Annotated in this window: 26 protein-coding genes and 1 other RNA gene; 13 read left to right on the top strand and 14 right to left on the bottom strand. The window is 56.3% G+C overall.

Features of this window, described 5'->3' with window-relative positions; all coding sequences use genetic code 11:
- Nucleotides 1–13 precede the first annotated feature (13 nt).
- From F0319_RS19595 to F0319_RS19570, 6 genes are all read left to right on the top strand, one after another.
- Nucleotides 14–319: an ElaB/YgaM/YqjD family protein gene (locus tag F0319_RS19595; RefSeq protein ID WP_008503141.1), complete on the top strand. Its 306-nt coding sequence runs from the start codon at nucleotides 14–16 to the stop codon at nucleotides 317–319.
- Nucleotide 320: 1 nt separating this feature from the next.
- Complete coding sequence (locus F0319_RS19590; protein WP_014885329.1) at nucleotides 321–719, top strand: phage holin family protein; 399 nt, start codon at nucleotides 321–323, stop codon at nucleotides 717–719.
- A complete protein-coding gene (locus F0319_RS19585; RefSeq protein ID WP_111964937.1) occupies nucleotides 716–1,012 on the top strand; it encodes a YqjK-like family protein in 297 nt (98 codons plus the stop codon). The genes F0319_RS19590 and F0319_RS19585 overlap by 4 nt, the downstream gene beginning before the upstream one ends.
- Nucleotides 1,013–1,265: 253 nt before the next feature.
- A complete protein-coding gene (locus F0319_RS19580) occupies nucleotides 1,266–1,658 on the top strand; it encodes a DoxX family protein (protein WP_149367589.1) in 393 nt (130 codons plus the stop codon).
- A gap of 71 nt (nucleotides 1,659–1,729) precedes the next feature.
- On the top strand, nucleotides 1,730–2,716 hold the full coding sequence (locus tag F0319_RS19575) for a glutathione S-transferase family protein (RefSeq protein ID WP_149367588.1): 987 nt from the start codon (nucleotides 1,730–1,732) through the stop codon (nucleotides 2,714–2,716).
- Nucleotides 2,717–2,822: 106 nt separating this feature from the next.
- Nucleotides 2,823–3,188: a DUF805 domain-containing protein gene (locus F0319_RS19570; RefSeq protein WP_023294635.1), complete on the top strand. Its 366-nt coding sequence runs from the start codon at nucleotides 2,823–2,825 to the stop codon at nucleotides 3,186–3,188.
- Between the two features lie 41 nt (nucleotides 3,189–3,229).
- Here F0319_RS19570 and yhaJ read toward each other — a convergent pair whose 3' ends face one another.
- A complete protein-coding gene (yhaJ, locus tag F0319_RS19565; RefSeq protein WP_008503135.1) occupies nucleotides 3,230–4,132 on the bottom strand; it encodes a DNA-binding transcriptional regulator YhaJ in 903 nt (300 codons plus the stop codon).
- A 104-nt stretch (nucleotides 4,133–4,236) separates the two neighbouring features.
- On the opposite strand from yhaJ, the gene F0319_RS19560 reads away from it, so the two are divergent.
- On the top strand, nucleotides 4,237–4,938 hold the full coding sequence (locus tag F0319_RS19560) for a pirin family protein (RefSeq protein ID WP_149367587.1): 702 nt from the start codon (nucleotides 4,237–4,239) through the stop codon (nucleotides 4,936–4,938).
- Between the two features lie 89 nt (nucleotides 4,939–5,027).
- Here the strand turns inward: F0319_RS19560 and F0319_RS19555 are convergent, their stop codons facing one another.
- The 9 genes from F0319_RS19555 to garL form a co-directional block, all read right to left on the bottom strand.
- Nucleotides 5,028–5,438, bottom strand: a complete 411-nt coding sequence (locus tag F0319_RS19555; protein ID WP_115876326.1) for a Spy/CpxP family protein refolding chaperone — start codon at nucleotides 5,436–5,438, stop codon at nucleotides 5,028–5,030.
- Nucleotides 5,439–5,584: 146 nt separating this feature from the next.
- Nucleotides 5,585–7,879 carry a formate C-acetyltransferase gene (gene pflB, locus F0319_RS19550; RefSeq protein WP_149367586.1) on the bottom strand — a complete coding sequence of 765 codons (2,295 nt, stop codon included), beginning with the start codon at nucleotides 7,877–7,879 and terminating at the stop codon, nucleotides 5,585–5,587.
- Nucleotides 7,880–7,894: 15 nt separating this feature from the next.
- Nucleotides 7,895–9,103 (bottom strand): propionate kinase, encoded by a 1,209-nt coding sequence (tdcD, locus tag F0319_RS19545; RefSeq protein WP_149367681.1) that lies wholly within the window; start codon nucleotides 9,101–9,103, stop codon nucleotides 7,895–7,897.
- Nucleotides 9,104–9,133: 30 nt separating this feature from the next.
- A complete protein-coding gene (gene tdcC / locus F0319_RS19540) occupies nucleotides 9,134–10,465 on the bottom strand; it encodes a threonine/serine transporter TdcC (protein WP_149367585.1) in 1,332 nt (443 codons plus the stop codon).
- 9 nt (nucleotides 10,466–10,474) lie between these two features.
- The gene (gene tdcB / locus F0319_RS19535) at nucleotides 10,475–11,464 is read right to left on the bottom strand and encodes a bifunctional threonine ammonia-lyase/L-serine ammonia-lyase TdcB (RefSeq protein WP_133295183.1); all 990 of its coding nucleotides are present in this window, start codon (nucleotides 11,462–11,464) and stop codon (nucleotides 10,475–10,477) included.
- A gap of 100 nt (nucleotides 11,465–11,564) precedes the next feature.
- The gene (gene tdcA / locus F0319_RS19530; RefSeq protein ID WP_111964943.1) at nucleotides 11,565–12,485 is read right to left on the bottom strand and encodes a transcriptional regulator TdcA; all 921 of its coding nucleotides are present in this window, start codon (nucleotides 12,483–12,485) and stop codon (nucleotides 11,565–11,567) included.
- A 687-nt stretch (nucleotides 12,486–13,172) separates the two neighbouring features.
- An RNA gene (gene rnpB, locus F0319_RS19525) (RNase P RNA component class A) lies at nucleotides 13,173–13,549 on the bottom strand.
- 59 nt (nucleotides 13,550–13,608) lie between these two features.
- A complete protein-coding gene (gene garR / locus F0319_RS19520) occupies nucleotides 13,609–14,499 on the bottom strand; it encodes a 2-hydroxy-3-oxopropionate reductase (protein WP_149367584.1) in 891 nt (296 codons plus the stop codon).
- A gap of 21 nt (nucleotides 14,500–14,520) precedes the next feature.
- Nucleotides 14,521–15,291, bottom strand: a complete 771-nt coding sequence (garL, locus tag F0319_RS19515; RefSeq protein ID WP_149367583.1) for a 2-dehydro-3-deoxyglucarate aldolase — start codon at nucleotides 15,289–15,291, stop codon at nucleotides 14,521–14,523.
- Nucleotides 15,292–15,655: 364 nt separating this feature from the next.
- Here garL and garD point away from each other — a divergent pair, with 364 nt between their 5' ends.
- Nucleotides 15,656–17,227 carry a galactarate dehydratase gene (gene garD, locus F0319_RS19510; RefSeq protein WP_149367582.1) on the top strand — a complete coding sequence of 524 codons (1,572 nt, stop codon included), beginning with the start codon at nucleotides 15,656–15,658 and terminating at the stop codon, nucleotides 17,225–17,227.
- Between the two features lie 155 nt (nucleotides 17,228–17,382).
- On the opposite strand, the gene rsmI is transcribed toward garD, so the two are convergent.
- Entirely contained in the window at nucleotides 17,383–18,246 is an 864-nt protein-coding gene (gene rsmI / locus F0319_RS19505; protein ID WP_149367581.1) for a 16S rRNA (cytidine(1402)-2'-O)-methyltransferase, read from the bottom strand.
- A 62-nt stretch (nucleotides 18,247–18,308) separates the two neighbouring features.
- Between rsmI and F0319_RS19495 the strand changes: the two genes are divergently transcribed.
- From F0319_RS19495 to dolP, 4 genes are read left to right on the top strand one after another with little or no spacing between them, the layout of a single operon-like run.
- Nucleotides 18,309–20,471, top strand: coding sequence for a penicillin-binding protein activator (locus F0319_RS19495; RefSeq protein WP_149367580.1), 2,163 nt, complete (start codon nucleotides 18,309–18,311; stop codon nucleotides 20,469–20,471).
- Entirely contained in the window at nucleotides 20,429–20,824 is a 396-nt protein-coding gene (locus F0319_RS19490) for a YraN family protein (protein WP_111964949.1), read from the top strand. Before F0319_RS19495 ends, F0319_RS19490 begins: the two co-directional genes overlap by 43 nt.
- A gap of 21 nt (nucleotides 20,825–20,845) precedes the next feature.
- Nucleotides 20,846–21,436 carry a DnaA initiator-associating protein DiaA gene (gene diaA / locus F0319_RS19485; protein ID WP_003861754.1) on the top strand — a complete coding sequence of 197 codons (591 nt, stop codon included), beginning with the start codon at nucleotides 20,846–20,848 and terminating at the stop codon, nucleotides 21,434–21,436.
- A gap of 9 nt (nucleotides 21,437–21,445) precedes the next feature.
- Complete coding sequence (gene dolP / locus F0319_RS19480; protein ID WP_111964950.1) at nucleotides 21,446–22,021, top strand: division/outer membrane stress-associated lipid-binding lipoprotein; 576 nt, start codon at nucleotides 21,446–21,448, stop codon at nucleotides 22,019–22,021.
- 50 nt (nucleotides 22,022–22,071) lie between these two features.
- Here the strand turns inward: dolP and F0319_RS19475 are convergent, their stop codons facing one another.
- Nucleotides 22,072–23,109 (bottom strand): permease, encoded by a 1,038-nt coding sequence (locus F0319_RS19475; RefSeq protein WP_149367579.1) that lies wholly within the window; start codon nucleotides 23,107–23,109, stop codon nucleotides 22,072–22,074.
- A gap of 39 nt (nucleotides 23,110–23,148) precedes the next feature.
- Complete coding sequence (locus F0319_RS19470; protein WP_111964952.1) at nucleotides 23,149–23,793, bottom strand: NAD(P)H-binding protein; 645 nt, start codon at nucleotides 23,791–23,793, stop codon at nucleotides 23,149–23,151.
- A gap of 128 nt (nucleotides 23,794–23,921) precedes the next feature.
- Here F0319_RS19470 and F0319_RS19465 point away from each other — a divergent pair, with 128 nt between their 5' ends.
- Nucleotides 23,922–24,440, top strand: a complete 519-nt coding sequence (locus F0319_RS19465; protein WP_111964953.1) for a type 1 glutamine amidotransferase domain-containing protein — start codon at nucleotides 23,922–23,924, stop codon at nucleotides 24,438–24,440.
- Here the strand turns inward: F0319_RS19465 and F0319_RS19460 are convergent.
- The gene (locus F0319_RS19460) at nucleotides 24,420–24,854 is read right to left on the bottom strand and encodes a YhbP family protein (RefSeq protein WP_008501485.1); all 435 of its coding nucleotides are present in this window, start codon (nucleotides 24,852–24,854) and stop codon (nucleotides 24,420–24,422) included. The genes F0319_RS19465 and F0319_RS19460 overlap by 21 nt on opposite strands.
- Between the last annotated feature and the right edge of the window lie 4 nt (nucleotides 24,855–24,858).

Here is a 24,858-nt window from a genome sequence, read left to right as displayed (position 1 = left end):
AGGAGAGAGAATCATGTCAAAAGATACGACGTCTGAACATCTGCGCGCTGAACTGAAATCCCTGGCCGATACCCTTGAAGAGGTGCTGAACTCCTCTGCTGATAAGTCAAAAGAAGAGGTCAGCAAGCTGCGCAGCAAGGCGGAGCAGGCGCTGAAAGAGAGCCGCTATCGCCTGGGTGAAACCGGTGATGCACTGGCGAAACAGACCCGCGAAGCGGCTGCCCGCGCGGACGAATACGTGCGTGATAATCCATGGACGGGTGTAGGAATTGGTGCCGCAGTGGGTGTGGTACTGGGTGTCCTTCTGACGCGTCGTTGATATGGAAGATCCTCGTCACGCACAAGGGCCTGCTAACAACGTCCTCGGCATCGGCCAGCGTATTTTAACAACGCTGGTCGGGATTGCCGAAACGCGCGTCCGGCTGGCAGTGGTTGAGCTGGAAGAGGAGAAAGCCAACCTCTTCCAGATGCTGCTGATGCTCGGACTGACCATGCTCTTCGCCGCGTTTGGTCTGATGAGCCTGATGGTGTTAATCATCTGGGCCATTGACCCGCAGTATCGTCTTAACGCCATGATTGCCACCACCGTCGTTCTGCTGGTAGCAGCGTTGATTGGCGGTATCTGGACGCTGCGTAAAGCGCGTAAGTCCACGTTCCTGCGCCATACGCGTCAGGAGCTGGCTAACGATCGCGCCCTGCTGGAGGATGACAAGCCGTGAGCGGTAAAGCCGAACGTCAAAAGCGAAAAGCGTACCTGCTAAGCCAGATCCAGCAGCAACGGCTGGATCTGTCGGCCAGCCGTCGCGACTGGATTGACGCGACGCGACGGTTTGACCGAGGCTGGAACACCTTCCTGAGCCTGCGTTCATGGGCGCTGGTCGGCAGCAGCGTGATGGCTATCTGGACGGTTCGTCATCCAAATATGCTCATCCGCTGGGCGCGCCGTGGGTTTGGTGCCTGGAGCGCCTGGCGTCTGGTGAAAGCAACGTTGCGGCAGCAGCAGCTGCGGTGATAAAAGCAAAACGGTAACCCTGGTTACCGTTTTTTGTTTTTGCGCCCTCTCCCTGTGGGAAAGGCTTCAGGTGAACGCACCAGCGCGCACGCTCCCTTACTCAATATCTTTGAAGAAGATTGACAGTTTTCCTTGCTAACAATTGCCACCCGCCCCGTTTATTATCCTCTCCATCGACAGCAACGACGCGGTATCTACCCGGAATTGCAGACAAATAACGTTCAGCCGCTGATGTGGTTTCCTGGAGAGTAAAATGAAAAAATTAGAAGATGTTGGTGTACTGGTAGCGCGTATTCTGATACCAATTCTGTTCATCGTAGCTGGTTGGGGAAAAATCACCGGTTATGCGGGTACCCAGCAGTATATGGAAGCCATGGGCGTTCCGGGATTCCTGTTGCCACTGACTATTCTTCTTGAGTTCGGCGGCGGCCTGGCAGTCCTGTTCGGCTTCCTGACCCGCACTACCGCGCTGTTTACTGCAGGCTTCACCGTACTGACGGCGTTCATCTTCCACAGCAACTTTGCGGAAGGCGTGAACTCTCTGATGTTCATGAAAAACTTGACCATCGCGGGTGGCTTCCTGCTGCTGGCCGTCACTGGCCCGGGCGCATACAGCATCGACCGCGTTCTGAATAAGAAATGGTAAGCACGCTATACTGAATGAACTCAAAGCGAGGAGACATCTCCTCGCTTTTGCTATCTGACGGAGGAGAAAAAATGGGACAACTCGTAGACGGCGTATGGCAGGATGTCTGGTATGACACCAAATCCACCGGAGGTCGCTTCAAGCGCTCAGTTTCGGCCTTCCGTAACTGGCTGACCGCCGACGGTGCCCCCGGCCCGAGCGGCGAAGGCGGCTTCGCGGCTGAGAAAGACCGTTATCATCTTTATGTTTCCCTTGCCTGCCCGTGGGCGCACCGCACGCTAATTGTGCGCAAGCTCAAAGGTCTCGAATCCTTAATTCCGGTTTCGGTGGTCAACCCACTGATGCTGGAAAACGGCTGGACGTTCGACAGTGATTTCCCTGCGGCAACCGGCGACGAACTGTATCACCACGATTTCCTGTACCAGCTCTATCTGCGCGCCGATCCGCACTACACCGGTCGCGTGACCGTGCCTGTGCTGTGGGACAAGAAAAACCAGACGATTGCCAGCAATGAGTCTGCGGAGATCATCCGCATGTTCAATACCGCATTTGATGCGCACGGCGCCCGCGCCGGAGATTATTACCCGGTTGAACTGCGCGATAAGATTGACGAGCTGAACGGCTGGATTTACGACAACGTCAACAACGGTGTCTACAAGGCCGGTTTCGCCACCAGCCAGGAAGCGTATGACGAAGCGGTCGGGAAGGTGTTTGAATCACTGGAACGCCTGGAGCAGATCCTGGGCCAGCATCGCTACCTGACGGGCGATCGCCTGACGGAAGCGGACATTCGCCTGTGGACCACGCTGGTTCGCTTTGATCCGGTCTATGTCACCCACTTTAAGTGCGATAAACACCGCATCAGCGACTACCTGAACCTGTATGGTTTCCTGCGCGACATCTACCAGATGCCGGGCATCGCGGAAACGGTCGACTTCGACCATATTCGCACCCACTATTTCCGCAGCCACAAGACCATCAACCCGACGGGTATTATCTCCATCGGTCCGTGGCAGAACCTGGATGAACCGCACGGGCGCGACGTCCGATTTGGATAAATATTAAGGGCATCAATAGATGCCCTTTTTTAATTCACAATCTCCATCTATCCTTACTTTGATTGCTTAGAAAACAAGTGATTGACCGATTATTGAGGCAAGGAAAATGGACTGGTATCTGAAAGTACTGCGCAACTACATTGGATTTGGTGGCCGCGCCCGCCGCAAAGAGTACTGGATGTTCGTTCTGGTGAACTTCATCCTCATCATGGTGCTGGGTATTGTGGATAAAATTCTTGGCTGGGAGCGAGCTGGCGGTGAAGGCGTGCTGACCACCATTTATGGCCTTTTAGTCCTGCTGCCATCGTGGGCGGTACTGTTCCGTCGGCTGCACGATACCGATCGTTCGGCGTGGTGGTTGCTGCTGCTGCTGATCCCGATTGTGGGCTGGATCGTGATTTTGATTTTCAACTGCCAGAGCGGAACGCCGGGCGAAAACCGTTTTGGTCCCGATCCTAAGATCGGCGCGTAAATTACTGCCCGGTGGCGCTTACGCTTACCGGGCCTGTACGCTTATTTGTTGTGGTGCGCAAAGAGCTTTGGAATTTCTCGCAGGCACCACGATTTGGCTTCGCCCATGCTGTCGCGACGCCACGCCATAATGATATCCACTTCGCTGGTGTACTCCGGGCTCACAACCCGCAGTCGTCCTTCCGCAATATCTTTTTCCACAAACGGGTACGGCATCGTCGCCACGCCCAGACCGGCCAGCAGCGCCTGCCGTTTGTCCTCCAGCGAGGTCACCGTCAGACGAGGCTGTTTATCCAGCAGCTGCACCGTCAGCACCGGACGCTCGCGCGCGGTATCCGCGACCGCCACGCCGCGATACTTCACGCGCGTCACTTCAGAGAGCGGCTCGGGTTCCTGATGAATCGGATGGTTGGGGGCGGCAACGTAAACGTTCATCACGCTGTAGAGCTTGCGCGAGTTGATTTCCGACGATGAGCGGAAGTGCATGTCCGGCGCAATAACGATATCTGCCCTGCCCGTCTCCAGACGTTCCCACGCCCCTGCCAGCACCTCGGTGATGATGGACAGCTGCGTATTGGCCTTCGCCGCCAGGCGATCCACCAGCGGGAACAGCGCTTCGGTCGGCACCAGCGCTTCGGTCACGAGCGTGAGATGGGTTTCCCAGCCGCGCGCCAGCGCTTCGGCGTCTGTCGTCAGCTTGTCCGCCGCTTCCAGCAGTACGCGGCCGCGCTCCAGCAGCATTCGACCCACGTTGGTGAATTTTGTTCGATGTCCGGAGCGGTCAAAAAGCACCACGTCCAGCTCTTCTTCCAGCTTTTGCATGGTGTAGCTCAGCGCAGACGGAACGCGCCCCAGTTCATCGGCCGCTGCCGCAAAACTGCCGCGCCGGTCAATCGCGTCCATGACGCGAAGCGCCTCAAGCGTCAATGCTCTCTCTTTAGCCATCTCGTTCTCATTCAGGAAATTTGAACATACCGGGCAGAATATCTGGCTAACAATGAAGCGTCCATACCTTTACCATTGTTTTAGTGTAAAGAGAGGTCAAGTTTATGATTACGACAAGAACAGCTAAACAGTGCGGACAAGCCGATTTCGGTTGGCTGCAGGCCCGCTACACCTTTTCCTTTGGACACTACTTTGACCCTAAACTCCTCGGTTACGCTTCACTGCGCGTGCTGAACCAGGAAGTGCTCGCCCCGGGCGCCTCCTTCCAGCCGCGTACGTACCCGAAAGTCGATATCCTGAACCTGATCCTGGAAGGCGAGGCAGAATACCGCGATAGCGAGGGCAATCATGTCCAGGCAAAGGCTGGCGAAGCGTTGTTAATTTCCACGCAGCCGGGCATCAGCTACAGCGAGCATAACCTCAGCAAAGATAAAACGCTGACCCGCATGCAGCTGTGGCTCGACGCCTGCCCTGAGCGGGAAAATCCGCTGGTCCAGAAGTTAGATTTAGCGGGCGATAAGCAGCAGCTGATTGCATCGCCGGACGGCAGTACAGGTAGCCTGCAGCTGCGCCAGCAGGTGTGGCTGCATCATATCGAACTGAAGAAAGGTGAACAGGCGAGCTTCCAGCTTCACGGTCCGCGCGCCTATCTGCAGTCTATTCACGGTACGGTGCATGCGGTGACGCACACGGAAGAAAAAGAAGCCCTCACCTGCGGCGACGGGGCGTTTATTCGTGATGAAGCGAATATCACGCTGGTGGCAGATACGCCGCTGCGCGCGCTGCTGATTGATTTGCCGGTTTAGAGAATGCCCTCACGTTAACCCTCTCCCAACGGGAGAGGGAACCGATCGAGCCTCGGCAGAATTATCCGGCGCCGTACGCGACGACGAAATCACTCTGCCAGCGCGTTAGCCATATCAGTTCTAATCTGTTTACGCTGTTCCGGCGTTAATACCTGGCTGACGTCGAAGTAATATTTCACGCGGTAATAACGGGTCTGCTCTTCAATTTTGCTAAAGGCGGCAAGCTGGCTTTTGACCGTACTTTCGTCCCATTTACCCGCCTGGAACATGTCGACCAGCGCGCCGTCCTTCACGCCCGTCATCGGGATCTTGCTGACATTTTGTTCCAGCTGCTTATGCAGATCTTCAATCTTCTTAACCTGCTCATTGCTGAGCTTCAGGTGCTGTACCAGCGGATCCTGCGATGGAGACGGAGCAGCCTCAACGTTCGCGGCCTGTGCCGTAAAACTGCACACTGCCAGCGAGGCGGCGACCAGCGCAATACGGGTCATTTTCATCATCTTACTGTCCTTACATGCTGTGATAGGAAAAGCGGGCATTGTTTTTCAAGAGCGGATGAATATGTGTGAGTAATTATATAAACAATTTTGTATGTTTCGCGGGCAAAAACATGCCCCCAGGGTTGAGGGGGCATGAGCACTTAGATTTAGATTGACTGGGTAAACGTTCGAGAAATCACGTCCTGCTGCTGTTCCCGCGTCAGCGCATTAAACCGCACCGCATAGCCCGAAACGCGGATGGTCAGATTCGGGTAATTCTCCGGATGCGCAATGGCATCCAGCAGCATCTCCCGGTTCATCACGTTAACGTTCAGGTGCTGCCCGCCCTCAATAGATGCTTCGTGATGGAAGTACCCGTCCAGCAGCCCCACCAGGTTGGTTTTGCGCACCAGCTCGTCCTTACCCAACGCCTGCGGCACAATGGAGAAGGTGTAGGAGATGCCATCTTTCGCATAGGTAAATGGCAGCTTGGCAACCGATGTTAGCGAGGCCACCGCCCCTTTCCTGTCGCGCCCGTGCATCGGGTTTGCGCCTGGCGCAAACGGCGTGCCGCCGCGGCGTCCGTCCGGCGTGTTCCCGGTCTTCTGGCCGTAAACCACGTTGGAGGTGATGGTCAGGATCGACTGGGTCGGCACCGCGTTGCGATAGGTTGGCAGCGCCTGAATTTTCTTCATAAAGCGCTCCACCAGGTCGCAGGCAATGCTGTCCACACGGTCGTCGTTGTTGCCGTACTGCGGATAGTCCCCTTCAATCACGAAATCGACCGCCAGGCCGGTATGGTCGCGCACCGGCTTCACCGTAGCGTATTTAATCGCCGACAGGGAATCCGCCGCCACCGACAGCCCGGCAATGCCGCAGGCCATGGTGCGATAGACATCCCGGTCGTGCAGCGCCATCAGCGAGGCTTCGTAGCTGTACTTATCATGCATGTAGTGAATGAGATTCAGGGCGCTGATGTACTGCACCGCCAGCCAGTCCATAAAGTGATCGAGACTCGCCATCACGGTGTCGTAATCCAGCACGTCGTCCAGCAGCGGCTCTGTTTTTGGCCCGACCTGGATCTTCAGCTTTTCGTCCACCCCACCGTTGATTGCGTACAGCAGCGTTTTGGCAAGGTTGGCGCGCGCGCCAAAGAACTGCATCTGCTTGCCGATCACCATCGGGCTGACGCAGCAGGCAATGGCATAATCGTCGCTGTTGAAGTCCGCACGCATCAGATCGTCGTTCTCATACTGCAGAGAAGAGGTGACGATCGATACCTGCGCGGCGTATTTCTTGAACGCGATCGGCAGCTGTTCTGACCAGAGGATCGTCAGGTTCGGCTCCGGCGCGGGTCCCATGGTGTGCAGGGTATGCAGATAGCGGAAGCTGTTTTTGGTCACCAGCGTGCGTCCGTCCAGCCCCATGCCGCCGATCACTTCCGTCGCCCAGATCGGATCGCCGGAGAAGAGCGTGTCGAACTCCGGCGTGCGCAGGAAGCGCACCATGCGGATCTTCATGATGAAGTGGTCGATCAGCTCCTGCGCCTGCACCTCGCTCAGCCGCCCCGCCTGCATGTCGCGTTCGATGTAGATATCGAGGAACGAGGCCGTGCGCCCCAGCGACATCGCCCCGCCGTTCTGGGATTTCACCGCTGCCAGGTAGGCAAAATAGACCCACTGCACCGCTTCCTGGGCGTTCATCGCCGGACGTGAGATATCAAAGCCATAGTTCGCCGCCATCTGCTGGATCTGCAGCAGCGCGCGCTTGTGCTCCGCCAGCTCTTCGCGCAGGCGGATCGTTGCCTCCAGATCTTCGCCGCGCTCCAGCCTGCCCTGCAGATCGGCAAACTGAAGTTCACGTTCGCGTACCAGATAGTTGATGCCGTAGAGCGCCACGCGGCGGTAATCACCGATGATGCGTCCGCGCCCGTAGCCGTCCGGCAAACCGGTCAGCACGCCGGATTTACGACAGCGCATCATCTCCGGGGAGTAGACGTCAAACACGCCCTGGTTATGGGTTTTGCGCAGGTCGGTAAACAGGTACTCGAAGTGCGGATCCATCTCCCGGCCATAGGCTTCGAACGAGCTGCGGATCATGTTGATCCCACCGTACGGGTGCAGCGCACGCTTGAGAGGCTTATCGGTTTGCAGGCCGACGATCGTCTCCAGATCCTGGTCTATGTAGCCAGGCCCGTGGGCCGTAATGGTGGTGGCAATGTTAGTGTCGAAATCCACCGGGGCGTGGGTGGCATTCTCCTGGCGAATGCCGACCATTACCTTCTGCCACAGCGCCGTCGTTGCAGGCGTCGCCTGCGCGAGGAAAGCTTCATCGCCTTCATAAGGGGTGTAGTTATGCTGAATAAAATCGCGGACGTTGACGGCGTTTTTCCATTCTTCACCGCGAAACCCGGCCCATGCGTCGCTGTAGGGTGCGACGCCCGTATCGATTGTTACTTTCATGTGATTCTCGCTTTATCAGGCGTAAGCCGCAGCCGGGGTAACCTTCCCAAGACGGAGGGCGTCCAGCGCGATCATTTTTTCTTCGTTGGTAGGGACCACCGCGCAGGCCACGCGGGACGATTCGGTGGAGATCACGCGCTCACCCGCGCTGCCCGGCAGGGCATTTTTAGCGTCGTCGAGGATGATGCCGAAGACTTTCAGATGTTCCGCCACCAGCGCGCGGACAAGCTTCGAGTTTTCGCCAATGCCGCCGGTAAAGACCACCCCATCCAGGCGGTGCAGCGACGCCGCGTGCCCGGCGATATGTCGCGCAATGCGGTGAACAAAGGTATGGATAGCCAGCTGCGCCCGCTCATTGCCTTCGTGCCAGGCTTTCTCCAGCGCGCGTAAATCGGAGGAGATGCCGGAGATCCCAAGCAATCCCGACTCTTTATTGACCACGCGCTCCAGATCCTCTAACGACTGGCCGGTCTGCTGGGCAATCCACGCCATCGCGCCGAAGTCCACGTCGCCGCAGCGCGTACCCATTACCAGACCTTCCAGCGGCGTCATCCCCATCGAGGTGTCGACGCTTTCACCGTTGCGCACCGCGCAGATGGACGCCCCGTTGCCGAGATGGGCAATCACCAGGCCGCTGTCATCGGGGGACAGCCCGAGAAGCGTATGCGCCTGCGCGGCCACGTAGCGGTGAGAGGTGCCGTGGAAGCCGTAGCGGCGCACGCCCAGCGCTTCAAAATAGCGGTACGGCAATCCGTACAGATACGCCTGCGGCGGCAGCGTCTGGTGGAAGCTGGTATCAAATACCGCCACCTGCTGCACGCCCGGGAACAGGTGCTCTGCGGCTTCCACGCCGCTCAGGTTGGCGTAGTTATGCAATGGTGCCAGCGGGGAGACCTGGCGGATCTGCTCGATCACTTCTTCCGTGATCAGGGTCGACTCACTGAAGAGGTCGCCGCCGTGCGCAATGCGATGTCCAATTAAGGCCACGCTGCTCATCAGGTTACGCTTCTCCAGCTCAAGGGCGATGGCAGCCAGCGCCCCTTCGTAGTCCTGGTGAGCCAGCCTGACCGGCTCACCCCCGTTCACGGAAATAAAGGCCTTCTCGGTGTTGATCCCGTCTGCAATGCCCGTCATCAGGGCATCGCAGCTGCTGGCGTCGAGCACCGAAAACTTAACAGAGGACGATCCGCAGTTAATAACCAGTACAACCGGAAACTCAATCATCATGTGACTCCGCTCTTCCTGAGCAATGGGTTAGAACAGTTTGTAAACGATATTCAGAATGGTCAGCAGGCCGACCGCGGTAACAAAGACGTTCTCGGTACGCCCTTTGTATTTCGCCAGCGCCGGTGCCTTGCGGATGGCATACATCGGCAGCAGGCACAGCAGAGAGGCGATGATTGGTGCGCCCATGGCTTCAATAAGGTCGAGAATGTTCGGGTTGGCGTAGGCCACAACCCAGGTGGAGCCCATAATGAACACCATGCTGATGGTGTTCAGTTTGCCAACAGAGACTTTCTTCTTGTCGCCCTTGTAGCCGAACTTGAGGATCAGGCCATTCAGCCCTTCCAGCGTGCCCAGGTAATGACCGAAGAAAGATTTGAAGATAGCAACCAGCGCGATGATGGAGGCACCGTATTCCAGCACCGTCGCGAACGTCGATTTTGTCCCGGACATTGACGCAAAGTGGTTCGCCAGGTAAGAGAGCACCGGAATGTTCTGCGCCTTGGCGTCCGCCATGTTCTGCGGAGAGAGCGTAAACAGGCAGCTAAAGGCAAAGAACATCACCACGGCCACCATCAACAGGCTGGCGCGACCGATGATTTTGGAACATTTCTGCTCGGTGAACTCTTTTCCGAACTCCGGCTCGTATTCTTCGCGCTTGGAGACCACGAAAGAGGAGACGATAGGCGAGAAATTGAAGGAGAAGACCATGATGGAGATACCCAGCCACACGGTGACCAGAATGCCGTCATGGCCGGTGAAGGCGAGATCGCTCAGGTTGACCTGGTCGATCACCGCCGAGTTCCAGTAAGGGATCAGCGACAGGGAAATCAGCACCAGGCTGGCAATAAACGGGAATACCAGGAAGCTCATGACCTTCACCATCAGGTCTTTACCAAACCAGATAACAAAGGCCATCAGCAGCAGCAGGAACAGCGCCACCACGCCGCGGTTCAGCGCAGGCAGCTGGAGCTGGTTTTCCCAGAAGGTCATAAAGGTGTTGGTAATGGTGACGCCGTAAATCCACAGCAGCGGGCAAATGGCGAAGAAGTAGAGGAACGTGATGACCACGCCACCCGTCTTACCAAAGTGCTCTTCCACCGTTTCGGTGATGTTGCCTGAGACATTGCTGCCGGAGAGACACAAACGCGCCAGCGCGCGGTGGCAGTAAAACGCAATCGGGAACGCGAGAACCAGCATCAGCAGGATGGGGATTAATCCGCCAAAGCCCGCGCGGATGGGGAAGAACAGCACGCCTGCGCCAATGGCGGTACCAAACAGGCCAAGCGTCCAGGTGGTATCAGACTTACGCCAGGAGGACGTTTTTGTCTGGCCAACGATAATGCTTTCTGTGTTGCTCATAGGTCACCTTTATGCGTCAACGAAGCCGGTAATTTGGGAAACACGGGAGAGATCGATATTGCCGCCGGAAATAATGCAGACGGTTTTACGACCCTGAATATAGTGATCAAGCTTGCCGCTTAATAACGCGGCACAGGCCAGCGCGCCGGCACCTTCTGTCACCACTTTATTTCGCTGAATAAGCGCGATCATGCTGTCGCGAATGTTGTCTTCGCTCACCAGCACAATGTCATCGACCAATTCACGAACGATCTCGAAGGTTAACTTCCCCGGGCGAGAGACGTCGCAGCCGTCGGCTAACGTGCCGGTAACGCGATGGTTGGTTATTTCTCCGGCATGCCAGGAGGCCGCCATTCCGTGCACGTTTTCAGACTGTACGCCGATGATATTAATGGTGGGATTGATGGATTTAATTGCCGTTGCAATCCCGGCAATTAGTCCACCGCCGCCGATAGGCACAATGACGTTATCCACGTCATATAAATCTTCAAGAATTTCCAGACCGATGGTGCCCTGTCCGGCAATGACTTTTGCATCGTCGTAAGGGGGGATAAAAATACGCCCTTCCATCTCGACGATTTCGCTGACTTTGGCGATGGTGTCGTTGAAGTTCTCGCCGTGCAGCACGACTTCCGCCGAGTAGTCGCGCGTCGCGGCCACTTTAGACTTCGGCGCCCCCATCGGCATCACCACTTTGCCGTCGATGCCAAGCATCGCGCAGGAGAGGGATACCCCCTGCGCGTGGTTTCCCGCGGAGCAGGCGACAACGCCTTTGCGTTTTTCAGCGTCGGTCAGCGAGCTTAATTTGTTAAACGCCCCGCGGATCTTAAACGAGCCGGTACGCTGCATGTTCTCGAACTTCAGGAATATTTCGCCCTTACAGCGTTCGCTGAGATAATTCGAGCGAGGCATACCGGTTTTATATATTTTTCCTGCCAGTCGTTTTCTGGCGTCCTGAATATCTTCAATGGTTACAGGGAGATCGTAGGTAATATGCATAATATCCTCGTTATAATAATTCATTCTTTTCAGGCAAAGTCAGGGTGTCAGCGCGTTAACACGTTAACGCGCTGGGTGTTTTAAAATAAATACTAATTATTCATCGTCGTCTTTCGATATTCATCGACGAATATTGTTTTGCCAGCTCAACTAATACTGACGCCGATTTTTTAATCCTGTAATTTTTTGACCACACGGCGGCATAACGCGCCACGGGTAATTCATCTTCCACAGGCAGCACAATAAATTGATCGGACCCGAATGGCGCAATCATGTCGCGGGGAATCACCGTCAGATAATCGGCATTCAGGACAAGGTTATAAATGGTGACGACCGAATCGGTCTGGACGATGCTTTCGATGCTGATGTGGTTGTCTTGCAGGGTGGTCAGAAGTTCTTTGTAGTAGCCCATATCGGTTTGCGGCATCACCCACTGCTCATGCGTGAGCGATGCCAGTGTCGTCGGGCCGGTGCACGTTCGCGTTTTACTGGCGACCAGCACAAATTCGGACTCAAACAGCGGTTCGACGTGCAAATCCTGAAGCAACATTTCATCGCTCAGGGTGCCAATAGCGAAATCCAGACGACCGTCGCGAATGGCCGGAAGGAAAGATGAGAGCTGGGCTTCATACATCGAGACGCGTGCTTTCGGGAACACTTCCTTGAATTTTTTGATCATCTCAGACAGGAAGGTAAAGCCGATTAGCGACGGGTAACCAAAGGAGACGTCCATAACGGTGCTGAAGCTCAGGCTGTTAATTTCACTCACCATGTTTTTCATTTCGCGGGTGATCGACTCTGAGTACGAGAGCAGAACCTGGCCCGCGGCAGTGAGTTTTACGCCGGTGTTTTTACGCACCATCACTTCCACGCCGAAGTAGGTCTCAATATCGCTGATGATTTTGCTGACGGCAGGTTGCGTCAGGCCCAGCTGTCTTGCTGCAGAACCTATGGAGCCACTTTTAATGACTTCCTGAAATACCACGAGGTGCTGTGTTTTCGGTAGAATAATAGTGTTCATAATATTCTGCGCTTATTTCCCTATGACGGGGTGAATTCTACTCAATAATCTTTAAAGGGGTATGTGCTGTTACTCACAATTTGCTTTCCCGACCCTTTAACCCACATACCAAAAACAAAATAAAATCGTTATATTTCATTAGCATACAACGATATAAATATGCTACTACGCTGATATTGATCAACAAAAATAGCGGTAATAAATTAATTTTATGGCGATAACCCGGATAAATTTTACCGTCCGGAAAAAATCAATAAAGACGATATTTCAGGCAATTAAAGGCCAATAAATAACCGCTATTTGTTTGAAACATTCTTTCAATTTATCAAGTTTTTCTAACGCGAATTTTCAGGCTTGAGGAAAAGAGTGGAATACGTCACATATTCACGGGAGAAATGTATTTGATTTAAATATATGCATATCAAACGAGAAAAGTTTCGCGATCATTAAGATAACAATCATAACAAATTTTCAATACTGAAAATCGTGCATTCTTTAGCGTGAAATTTTGTGATGGCGATCGTCTATAGACGCAGGAGCGATACTGTGGGGATAAAAACAGTGAAATGTGCTTAATGTCGCAAATATGAGAATTGATGTCGTTTGTTCGGTTGCCGGGCGGCGCAGCGCTTACCCGACCAGCAACATTCAGAAAGCAAAAACCCCGCCGAAGCGGGGTTTTTTAAGAAGTGAAACTGACCGATAAGCCGGGTTCTGTCGTGGACAGTCATTCATCTAGGCCAGCAATCGCTCACTGGCTCAAGCAGCCTACCCGGGTTCAGTACGGGCCGTACCATGTGAACCCCTATTTGGCCTTGCTCCGGGTGGAGTTTACCGTGCCACGGACTGTTACCAGCCGCGCGGTGCGCTCTTACCGCACCCTTTCACCCTTACCTGATCCCGCTTGCGCGGGCCATCGGCGGTTTGCTCTCTGTTGCACTGGTCGTGGGTTTCCCCCCCAGGCGTTACCTGGCACCCTGCCCTATGGAGCCCGGACTTTCCTCCCCTCCGCCCGTCTCCCCCGAAAGGGACGACGACGAAGCGGCGACTGTCTGGTCAGCTTCGGCGCGCAGTATAGAGGGTTTGCACGCCGCTGTCACCCCCAGGTATGGGAAAGCCGTGATTAACGCGCCACTTCCACCTTCGCCAGTTTTTCGTAATAGCATGCAATCGCGCTGTGATCTGCCGTGCCCAGGCCATCGGCACGCAGCGCCTGCATCATCTCCATAACTGCTGCGGTCAGCGGCAGCTGTGCGCCCACGCCGTGTGACGTATCCAGCGCGTTCGCCAGATCTTTAATGTGCAGGTCGATGCGGAATCCCGGCTTGAAATTACGATCCATCACCATCGGCGCTTTGGCATCCAGTACGGTGCTGCCCGCCAGACCGCCGCGAATGGCCTGATAGACAAGGTCCGGATTGACGCCCGCTTTGGTTGCCAGCGTCAGTGCTTCAGACATGGCGGCAATGTTGAGTGCCACAATCACCTGGTTTGCCAGCTTGGTCACGTTACCCGCCCCAATCTCTCCCGTGTGCACCACGGAGCCCGCCATCGCTTTCATCAGGTCGTAGTATCTATCGAAAACGGCTTTATCACCGCCGACCATCACCGACAACGTGCCGTCGATCGCTTTCGGCTCACCGCCGCTGACCGGCGCATCCAGCATATCGACACCCTTTGCCTTTAGCGCCTCGCTGATTTCACGGCTTGCAAGCGGTGCGATAGAGCTCATATCGATCAGCACCAGGCCGGGCTTCGCGCCGTCGATAATGCCGTTTTCACCCAGCGCAACCTCTTTGACATGTGGGGAGTTAGGCAGCATGGTGATGATGACATCGCACTGCTCGGCAATGGCTTTCGCGGTGGTGGCCGTTTCAGCGCCAGCCGCTATCACCTCTGCCACGGCCTGCGGATTGTGATCGGATACCACCAGTGAGTAACCCGCTTTGATGAGGTTCTTACTCATTGGTTTACCCATGATGCCCAGGCCAATAAAACCCACTTTCAGCGTCATAATCTGTTTCCTCAATGATGATTATTTTTTAAAAGCGTCGGCTAATTTCTGCGTGGCCGAGCGGAATACGCCGAGGTCGCTACCGACGGCAACAAACGTGGCTCCCCACTCCAGATAGCGACGGGCGTCAGCCTCAACCGGTGCCAGAATGCCGCACGGTTTGCAGTGTGCTTTAGCACGGGCAAAAATGTGCTGGATCGCGCGCTGCACGTCAGGGTGGCTGGCATTACCCAGATGGCCAAAGGCGGCAGCCAGATCGCTTGGGCCAACGAAGATACCGTCCACGCCGTTGGTGGCTGCAATCGCATCGACGTTATCAACGCCCTTCTGGCTCTCAATCTGAACCAGAATGGTGATGTTGCTGTTGGACTGCGCGAAGTAGTCCGGCACGGTGCCAAACATATTGGCGCGATGCGAAACGGAAACGCCGCGAATCCCTTCTGGCGGATAGCGCGTAGAGGCTACGGCCAGTGCCGCTTGTTCTTCTGTCTCCACAAACGGGATCAGGAAGTTATAGAAGCCGATATCCAGCAGGCGCTTGATAATCACCGGCTCGTTGGTGGGGACACGCACTACCGGGGCGCTGTGGCTGCCTTTAAGCGCCATCAGCTGCGGAATAAAGGTGCTGATATCGTTCGGCGCATGTTCGCCGTCCAGCACCAGCCAGTCGAAACCGGCCAGGCCCAGCACTTCGGTGCTGATAGGGTTTGCCAGCGCGGACCAGCAGCCAATCTGAATCTGGTGCGTCGCAAGAGCCGCTTTAAATTTATTCGGGAAGATATCGTTATTCATCGTATTTACCTTTTTAATTCCGCAGCCTTTTTCAGTATCATTTTATTTATTCAGACACCGCGCCAGCATGATATTTATTATTCTGGCGTGATAAAAACGTCATTCAGTATAAGGCGCAATCCGCGACCGCACATTGTTTTAATGCTCAGGTATTACGGTATATTTTGATAAAAATTTTTGCATATGCACAAAGCACTGGGCGCTAATGCACAGAATCAAGGATTACGGGTTCTGAAGCGATCGGGATCACATTTTGCTATTCATTCTACTGACATGCTTTATTTCTGAAAGCCGCGTATTTATTTCTACCATTAGAAAAATGGCTGAATTTATTATCAGACACTTTGCTGGAGAATAGTGAACAATGGCCGACATTGAAATTCGACAGGCATCGCCGACGGCGTTTTATATCAAAGTACACGACACCGATAATGTGGCGATTATTGTCAACGACAATGGCTTAAAAGCGGGCACCCGCTTCCCGGACGGGCTGGAACTGATTGAGCATATTCCACAGGGACATAAAGTCGCCCTGGTGGATATCCCTGCTAATAGCGAAATCGTACGTTACGGTGAAGTCATCGGCTATGCCGTTCGCGCTATACCACAGGGGAGCTGGGTTGAAGAGTCGCTGGTGGCGCTGCCGGAAGCGCCGCCGCTGAACACGCTTCCGCTGGCGACCCGCGTGCCGGAACCGCTTCCTCCGCTGGAGGGCTATACCTTCGAAGGCTACCGCAACGCGGACGGCAGCGTCGGCACCAAGAACCTGCTCGGCATTACCACCAGCGTGCACTGCGTGGCGGGCGTGGTGGATTACGTGGTGAAAATCATCGAGCGCGACCTGCTGCCGAAATACCCGAACGTCGACGGCGTGGTGGGCCTGAACCACCTCTACGGCTGCGGCGTGGCGATTAACGCCCCCGCCGCCGTGGTACCTATCCGTACCATTCACAATATTGCCCTGAACCCGAACTTTGGCGGCGAGGTGATGGTCATCGGTCTGGGGTGTGAAAAATTGCAGCCAGAGCGCCTGCTGCAGGGCACCGAAGATGTGAAAGCCATTCCGGCAGACGAGGCCAGCATCGTGCGCCTGCAGGACGAACGCCACGTTGGTTTCCGCTCAATGGTCGACGATATTCTGCAGGTGGCAGAGCGCCATCTGGACAAGCTTAACCAGCGACAGCGTGAAACGTGCCCGGCGTCGGAGCTGGTGGTCGGAACCCAGTGCGGCGGCAGCGATGCCTTCTCCGGCGTGACGGCCAACCCGGCGGTGGGCTATGCGTCCGATCTGCTCGTTCGCTGCGGCGCCACGGTGATGTTCTCCGAGGTGACCGAAGTGCGTGACGCCATCCATCTGCTGACGCCGCGCGCCGTTAATGAAGAGGTCGGCAAGCGCCTGCTTGAGGAAATGGCCTGGTACGATAGCTATCTCGAGATGGGCAAAACCGACCGCAGCGCCAACCCGTCTCCAGGCAACAAGAAAGGCGGCCTGGCAAACGTGGTGGAAAAAGCCCTTGGTTCGATTGCCAAATCCGGGCAGAGCGCGATTGTGGAAGTGCTCTCTCCGGGCCAGCGCCCGACGAAACGCGGCCTGATTTACGCGGCAACGCCGGCCAGCGATTTCGTTTGCGGCACGCAGCAGGTCGCATCCGGCATTACGGTGCAGGTCTTTACCACCGGGCGCGGCACGCCGTACGGCCTGATGGCGGTACCGGTGATCAAGATGGCGACACGCACCGAGCTGGCAAACCGCTGGTATGACTTAATGGACATCAACGCGGGTACTATCGCGACCGGAGAAGAGAGTATTGAGGACGTGGGCTGGAAGCTGTTCCACTTCATTCTGGATGTCGCCAGCGGGCGGAAGAAAACCTTCTCCGATCAATGGGGATTACATAACCAGCTGGCGGTGTTCAACCCGGCACCGGTGACGTGATTTTCCGTCCCACATCTATCCCGCATTGAGGTAACCCGTCGGACAAGCCGCAAACCTTCCAGTTTGAGGCGATATCTGTTGGCTAAAAGACGCATAACGATCCGTAGGCCGGGTAAGGCGTAGCCGCCACCCGGCAAAAACCGGCAGGGGATGCCTTACTCCCCCTGCTGCTCCAGCGCATACTTATACAGCGCATTTTTCTTTACGCCGTGAATTTCTGCCGCCAGCGCAGCGGCTTTCTTCAGCGGCAGTTCCGCCTGCAGCAGCGTCAGCGTGCGCAGCGCGTCGGCTGGCAGCGCGTCTTCCTGCGCTTTATGTCCTTCGACAATCAGCACCATTTCGCCCTTGCGGCGGTTTTCGTCTTCCTTCACCCACGCCAGCAGTTCACCCACCGGCGCGCCGTGGATCGTTTCCCAGGTTTTGGTCAGCTCGCGCGCCAGCACCACGTAGCGGCCTTCTCCCCAGACGGTCACCATATCTTCCAGGCTCTCCAGCAGGCGGTGCGTGGATTCGTAGAAAATCAGGGTGCGCGGTTCCGCTTCCAGGTCTTTTAAAACGTCGCGGCGGCCTTTGGATTTGGCAGGCAGGAAGCCTTCATAGCAGAAACGGTCAGACGGCAGACCTGCAGCGCTTAATGCAGCAATCGCGGCGCACGGCCCGGGCAGCGGCACAACGCGAATACCGGCTTCGCGACAGGTACGCACCAGGTGATAGCCGGGATCGTTGATCAGCGGCGTACCGGCGTCGGAGACCAGAGCAATGTTCTGCCCCTCTTTCAGCTTCGCCACCAGCGTTTCGGCTTTTTGTTGCTCATTGTGATCGTGCAGAGCAAACAAACGGGCGTTAATCGCGAAATGTTGCAGCAGCAGGCCGGTGTGGCGGGTATCTTCAGCAGCAATTAAATCAACAGCTTGCAGTACGGTGAGCGCACGTTGGGTAATATCAGACAAATTCCCGATAGGAGTAGGTACAATATAAAGCTGGCCTTGAGAATTATCTGCCGTTTCGTGTTGTTTCATTGTTTCGTCCGTATTGCCGATTTAATATTGAGCATTGCGTAAAAAAAATCACTGGATACAGTATGGTACCGTTAACGTTTCTTCGAAAAAAAGCCACGCGCAGCGTGCCGCTTCTGCTGGCAGCCCTGATCTTTGCAGGCTGTGGCACCCAGGCACCTGACCAGAGCACCGCCCATCTTCAGGGTTCCGCTCAGGCTGATTCTGGCTTTTATCTGCAGCAAATGTCGCAGAGTTCAAATGATACCAAGACCAACTGGCAATTACTCGCCATTCGTGCACTGCTGAAAGAGGGTAAAACCCAGCAGGCTGCCGAACTGTTTAACCAGTTGCCGAAAGATCTTAACGACGCCCAGCGTCGCGAGCAGAGCCTGCTCTCTGCCGAGCTGAAGGTCGCGTTGAAAGATTACGCCGCCGCGAAGAAGATCCTCGGGGACATTGACGTGAGCGCGCTGGATAAAAACCAGCAGGCTCGCTTCTGGCAGGCGGGCATTACCGCTGAGCAGGGGCGCCCTTCCCTGACGCTGCTCCGCGCCCTCATCGCGCAAGAGCCGCTGCTCGGCGGTGCCGAGAAGCAGAAAAATATTGATGCCACCTGGCAAGCGCTGGCGTCGATGACGCAGGAACAGGCGCAGGCTCTGGTCATCAACGCCGATGAAAACGTTCTTCAGGGCTGGCTGGATCTGCAGCAGATGTGGTTTAACAACCGCAGCGATCCAAAGATGCTAAAAGCCGGTATTACGGACTGGCAGACACGTTACCCGCAAAACCCGGGGGCGAAAATGCTGCCAACCCAGCTGGTGAACGTACAGAACTTTAAGCCAGCGTCTACCAGCAAAATCGCCCTGCTTCTGCCGCTCAACGGCCAGGCGGCGGTGTTTGGCCGTACCATTCAGCAGGGCTTTGAAGCAGCGAAAAACGGCACTACGTCGGTAACCGGCAGCGCTGTTCCCGCTCAGGCGGCCCAGGCGGCTAACGTGAGTGATGTTGTCAGCCCATCCGCCGCCGAGACCAGCGACCTGACCACGGCGCAAGCTCCGGCGCAGGGCACGATGCAAAACCCGGTGACGGCCCCGACGACGCCTCAGGCTACAGCTGCACCGGCGACAACAGCACCTGCGACCCAGGCTCCGGCCGAGACCCAAGCGGCACCAGCACCTGACGCAACGGCAGAACAGCCTCAGCAGCAGACTGCACAACCCGCGGCCCAGCCTGCCGCTCAGCCGCAGGCCGTAGCAACCACCAGCGCCAACCCGGGCGCTGAGGTGAAAATTTACGACACCAGCTCGCAGCCGCTTGACCAGGTTCTGGCGCAGGTTCAACAGGACGGGGCGAGCATCGTTGTCGGCCCGCTGCTGAAAAACAACGTGGAAGAGCTGATGAAGAGCAATACCACGCTGAACGTGCTGGCGCTCAACCAGCCTGAGCAGGTTCAGAACCGGGCCAATATCTGCTACTTCGCGCTTTCCCCTGAAGATGAAGCCCGCGATGCGGCGCGTCATATTCACGAGCAGGGTAAGCAGGCTCCGCTGCTGCTCATCCCACGCAGCGCGCTGGGCGATCGCGTGGCGAATGCCTTTGCCGATGAGTGGCAGAAGCTGGGCGGCGGCGTCGTGCTGCAGCAGAAATTCGGCTCCGTCTCTGAACTGCGTGCGGGCGTAAACGGTGGAGCGGGTATCGCGCTTAACGGCAGTCCTGTCACCGCGAGCCTGCCGCAGCAGCAGGGCGTGACGATTGGCGGCCTGACGATCCCGGCCCCGCCTACCGACGCACAGATTAGCGGTGGCGGTAAAGTGGATGCGGCCTATATCGTTGCCACGCCGCAGGAGATCGCCTTTATCAAACCGATGATCGCGATGCGTAACGGCAGCCAGAGCGGCGCAACGCTCTACGCCAGCTCACGCAGCGCGCAGGGCACCGCCGGCCCGGATTTCCGTCTGGAAATGGACGGTCTGCAGTACAGCGAAATCCCAATGCTGGCTGGCAGCAATCCGGCGCTGATGCAGCAGGCGCTGAGTACCGTACGTAACGATTATTCTCTGGCGCGTCTGTATGCGATGGGTGTCGATGCATGGGCGCTGGCGAACCACTTTACCCAGATGCGCCAGGTGCCGGGCTTTGAGCTTAACGGCAATACCGGCGATCTGACCGCCACCCAGGACTGCGTGATCAACAGGAAGTTATCATGGCTCAAATACCAGCAGGGGCAGATCGTCCCGGCCAGTTAAGCCGAAAAGAGACCGGCGATGCGTGGGAATTAAAGGCGCGTCGCTGGCTTGAAGGCAAAGGACTGCGTTTTATCGCCGCCAACGTCCGCGGGCGCGGCGGCGAAATCGACCTGATCATGAAAGACGGTCAGGTCACCGTGTTTGTAGAAGTCCGCTTTCGACAGTCCTCTCGTTTTGGCGGTGCTGCCGCCAGCGTGACGCTCGCCAAACAACATAAATTATTACAGACTGCCCACTTGTGGCTTGCCCGCCATAATGGGAGTTTTGATACTGTGGATTGCCGGTTCGATGTGATAGCCTTCACCGGAAATGAGATCGAATGGCTTAAAAACGCTTTTGGCGAAGACGCATAATTAAGATTTAAAAGGGATAACGTGCTCGAAAGAATTAAAGTGTGCTTCACAGAAAGCATCCAGACTCAGATTGCCGCGGCGGAAGCCCTTCCGGATGCTATCTCGCGTGCCGCAATGACGCTGGTGCAATCCCTGCTTAACGGCAACAAAATCCTCTGTTGTGGCAACGGCACGTCAGCCGCCAACGCACAGCATTTTGCTGCCAGCATGATCAATCGTTTTGAAACAGAACGCCCCAGTTTACCTGCCATTGCACTTAATACCGATAATGTGGTCTTAACGGCGATTGCTAACGATCGTCTGCATGACGAAATTTACGCAAAGCAGGTGCGAGCTCTGGGTCATGCCGGAGATGTGCTGCTGGCCATCTCCACGCGCGGCAATAGCCGGGATATTGTCAAAGCCGTTGAAGCCGCCGTCACCCGCGACATGACCATCGTGGCCTTAACCGGCTATGACGGGGGTGAGCTGGCGGGTCTGCTTGGGCCGCAGGATGTGGAAATCCGCATTCCTTCTCACCGGAGCGCACGTATTCAGGAGATGCATATGCTCACGGTGAACTGCTTATGTGACTTGATCGATAACACGCTTTTCCCTCACCAGGATGATTAAGGAGTTCTTATGAAGGCTTTATCGACCCTCGCAGTCCTTATGTCTGCATTACTGCTTCAGGGATGTATCGCTGCGGCCGTTGTGGGTACCGCCGCGGTAGGCACCAAAGCGGCAACCGATCCGCGCACCGTGGGAACGCAGGTGGATGACGGTACGCTGGAGCTGCGCGTCAACAGTGCGCTGTCGAAAGACGAACAAATCAAGAAAGAAGCGCGTATCAACGTGACGGCTTATCAGGGCAAAGTGCTGCTGGCAGGTCAGGCACCGAATCTGGAGCTCGCCTCTCGTGCGAAACAGATTGCGATGGGCGTCGAAGGGACCACAGAGGTGTTTAACGAAGTGCGTCAGGGCAAGCCAATTGGCCTGGGTGATGCCTCTTCCGATACCTGGATCACCACCAAAGTACGCTCCCAGCTGCTGGGCTCGGACCAGGTGAAATCCTCCAACGTGAAGGTGACGACAGAAAACGGTGAAGTGTTCCTGCTGGGTCTGGTGACCGAACGTGAAGGGAAAGCGGCGGCCGATATCGCCAGCCGGGTGAGCGGCGTGAAGCACGTCACCACCGCGTTTACTTACATCAAGTAAGCTACACCCAACTGTAAGCCCGGTGAGCGCTCGTGCCACCGGGCTTTTTTTCACATCAACGCAATACTCCCCACTATCACCCCGCTCAACGCCACTAGCCCTGCGGTCAGCCACAGCGCTTTCGCCGGGAATGACTTACGCAGCATAATCAGCGACGGCAGGCTGATGGCAGGCAGCGTGATGAGCAATGCCAGCACCGGCGCGGTGCCCATACCGGCCAGCATCATGGTCTGAACAATGGGAATTTCTGCGGCTGTAGGGATCACAAACAGGCAGCCTGCAACGGCCATCGCAATGACCCACAACAGCGTGTTATCGATAGCGCCATCCGCATGCGGAAAGAGCCAGACGCGCGCCGCCCCGAGAACCAGTACCGCCAGGATATAGACCGGGATGGTGCTCCAGAAAAGCTGCCATAGCGCCTTGCCCCAGCGTGCGAAGAAACTGCCCTGCGGCTCGCTAACGTCCAGCTCAACAGACGCGGACTCTGGCGCCTTATCCTTCACCAGATTCTGCACCAGCGTCGCCACCACCAGCACGGTCAGCAGTCCGGCCACCAGACGAATGAACGCAAAATGCCAGCCCAGTACAAAGCCCATAAACACCAGCGTTGCCGGGTTGAGCAGCGGGTTGCCCATCCAGAACGCCAGCGCGCCGCCCATCGACACGCGCTGGCGACGCATCCCGGCAGCCACAGGCGCGGCGCAACAGGAGCACATCATCCCCGGCAGGGAGAAGATCGTTCCCAGCAGCGTACCCTGAAAGCGCGGTTGTCCGAGGGTTTTCACCAGCCAGTTGCGCGGGATCAGCACCTGAATCAGTGAGCCCAGGATCACGCCTAAGACGGCGGCCTTCCAGACGGCAAGAAAGTAGACCATGGCATAGTCCCACGCCGCCTGAAGCGGGCTGGCATCAGCCTGAGCGAGAATAGATTTACCGATGCTGTGCGTTTCGGCGGCGGTGAAGGCTTTACCGTAGTACGGCTGCCATTTCACGTACCAGAGGCCAACAATGACCACGAGAAAAAAGAGTGCGGGCTTCCACCATTGAACAGGTGTTGCCACCTGAGATGAAGACTGACCAGTCATAGCATTCCCCGGAGAGTATGAGTTATTAGCCGGGGGAGTTTACGCCTCGCCCTGCGCGATTTCACGCAGTTTTGCCGAAGGGATAATGTTTACGCCCGCTTTCGACGGGGCCAGTCCCTCTTTTAACAGCGCACGCGCGACGTCCCGCGCCTCGATGGCTTTCCAGTTGCCGGGAAGGATGCGAAACAGCGGGGCCATGATGGACTCGTTAAAGCGGCGCTCGTCCCGGTGGCCGATCAGCATCGAGGGGCGCACAATCGTCAGCTGCTCCCATTTCTGCGCAATCAGCGCGTCCTCCATCTTACCCTTCACCTTGTTGTAGAAGAAAGGCGATCCGGCACTGGCGCCCAGCGCGCTGACCACCAGAAAATGTCTGGCTCCCAGCTTTTTCGCCGTAAGCGCGGTGTCCACCACCAGCGTATAGTCGGCGTGGATAAATGCCTCTTTGCTCCCCGCCTCCCGCCGCGTGGTGCCCAGACAGCAAAAGGCGATATCAATCGGGTCCTGGACCTGCGCCAGCGCATCCGTCAGCTGGGGATCGTGCGGATTAAAGACGCCGGAGATGTCCGCCAGCGGTCGACGCGTCGGGGCGGCGATGTAGTTCACGCGGCGATCCTGAATCAGCAGCCGCAGCAGGTGATCGCCCACTAACCCGGTAGCACCCGTAATCAATACCTGACTCATCTTATCCCCTTTACAGAATTGTCCGTTTGCGAACTCAGCGTCGTCGACCACACTTAGAAGTCTGTTACAGGTAAGTATTTACCACAAGCGGAGAAAAATCAGTCTGAAGCCAAAACAACGGAGGAAGCATGGGCAAGAAAATCGCAGTCTTGATTACCGACGAGTTTGAAGATTCAGAATTCACCTCTCCTGCAGAGGCGTTCCGCAAGGCGGGACATGAGGTCATCACCATTGAAAGAGAGGCGGGCAAAACGGTAACAGGCCATAAGGGCGAGGCCAGCGTGACCATCGACGAGACCATCGACAACGTTAGCCCCTCAGATTTCGACGCCCTGCTGTTACCCGGCGGCCACTCACCGGATTCCCTGCGCGGGGACGAGCGTTTCGTGACCTTTACCCGGGACTTTGTCTCTACCGGCAAACCGGTCTTTGCCATCTGCCACGGCCCGCAGTTGCTCATCAGCGCAGAAGTGGTCCGAGGGCGTAAGCTTACGGCTGTGAAACCGATCGTTATCGATCTCAAAAACGCGGGTGCTGAGTTTTACGATCAGGAGGTGGTCAACGACAAAGACCAGCTGATCACCAGCCGGACCCCGGACGATCTCCCGGCGTTTAACCGCGAAGCGCTACGCCTGCTCGGCGCGTAACCAGTGCAGCTTCTTGCCAAAGCCCAGGGTGTTGTCGGTAAATTTCAGCTCATCGAGGCGGATTTCCCACACCGGGGCTTTTAGCGCAGCGGCAACCGGAAAGCGGCGCGTGTAATGCTTACGACGCGCGTCGCTCTCTTCTCCGTCCAGACGACGGATCTCCCCTTTAAACTGCACGCCGCGGATCAGCGCGACCGTTTTCGGCTGACCGTTCACCGTGCCCGCGACCTTAGCCTGCTGGCCGGTCATCTGCGCATGGCGCGTTTTGTCTTCGCTCATAACATAAAACGCGACGCGCTCAGGATCGTAGTAGTAAAACGCGTTTGCGCACCACATCTCACCCTCGCTGTAGACGCACCAGGTGACGACGTGCTGCTTCGCCAGCCAGCGGTTAATGGCGGCCAGTGTTTCCATTTTC

The sequence above is a fragment of the Enterobacter vonholyi genome (genome assembly GCF_008364555.1).
GTDB classification, from domain to species: Bacteria; Pseudomonadota; Gammaproteobacteria; order Enterobacterales; family Enterobacteriaceae; genus Enterobacter; species Enterobacter vonholyi.
This window is presented reverse-complemented; position numbering and strand designations above follow the sequence as displayed.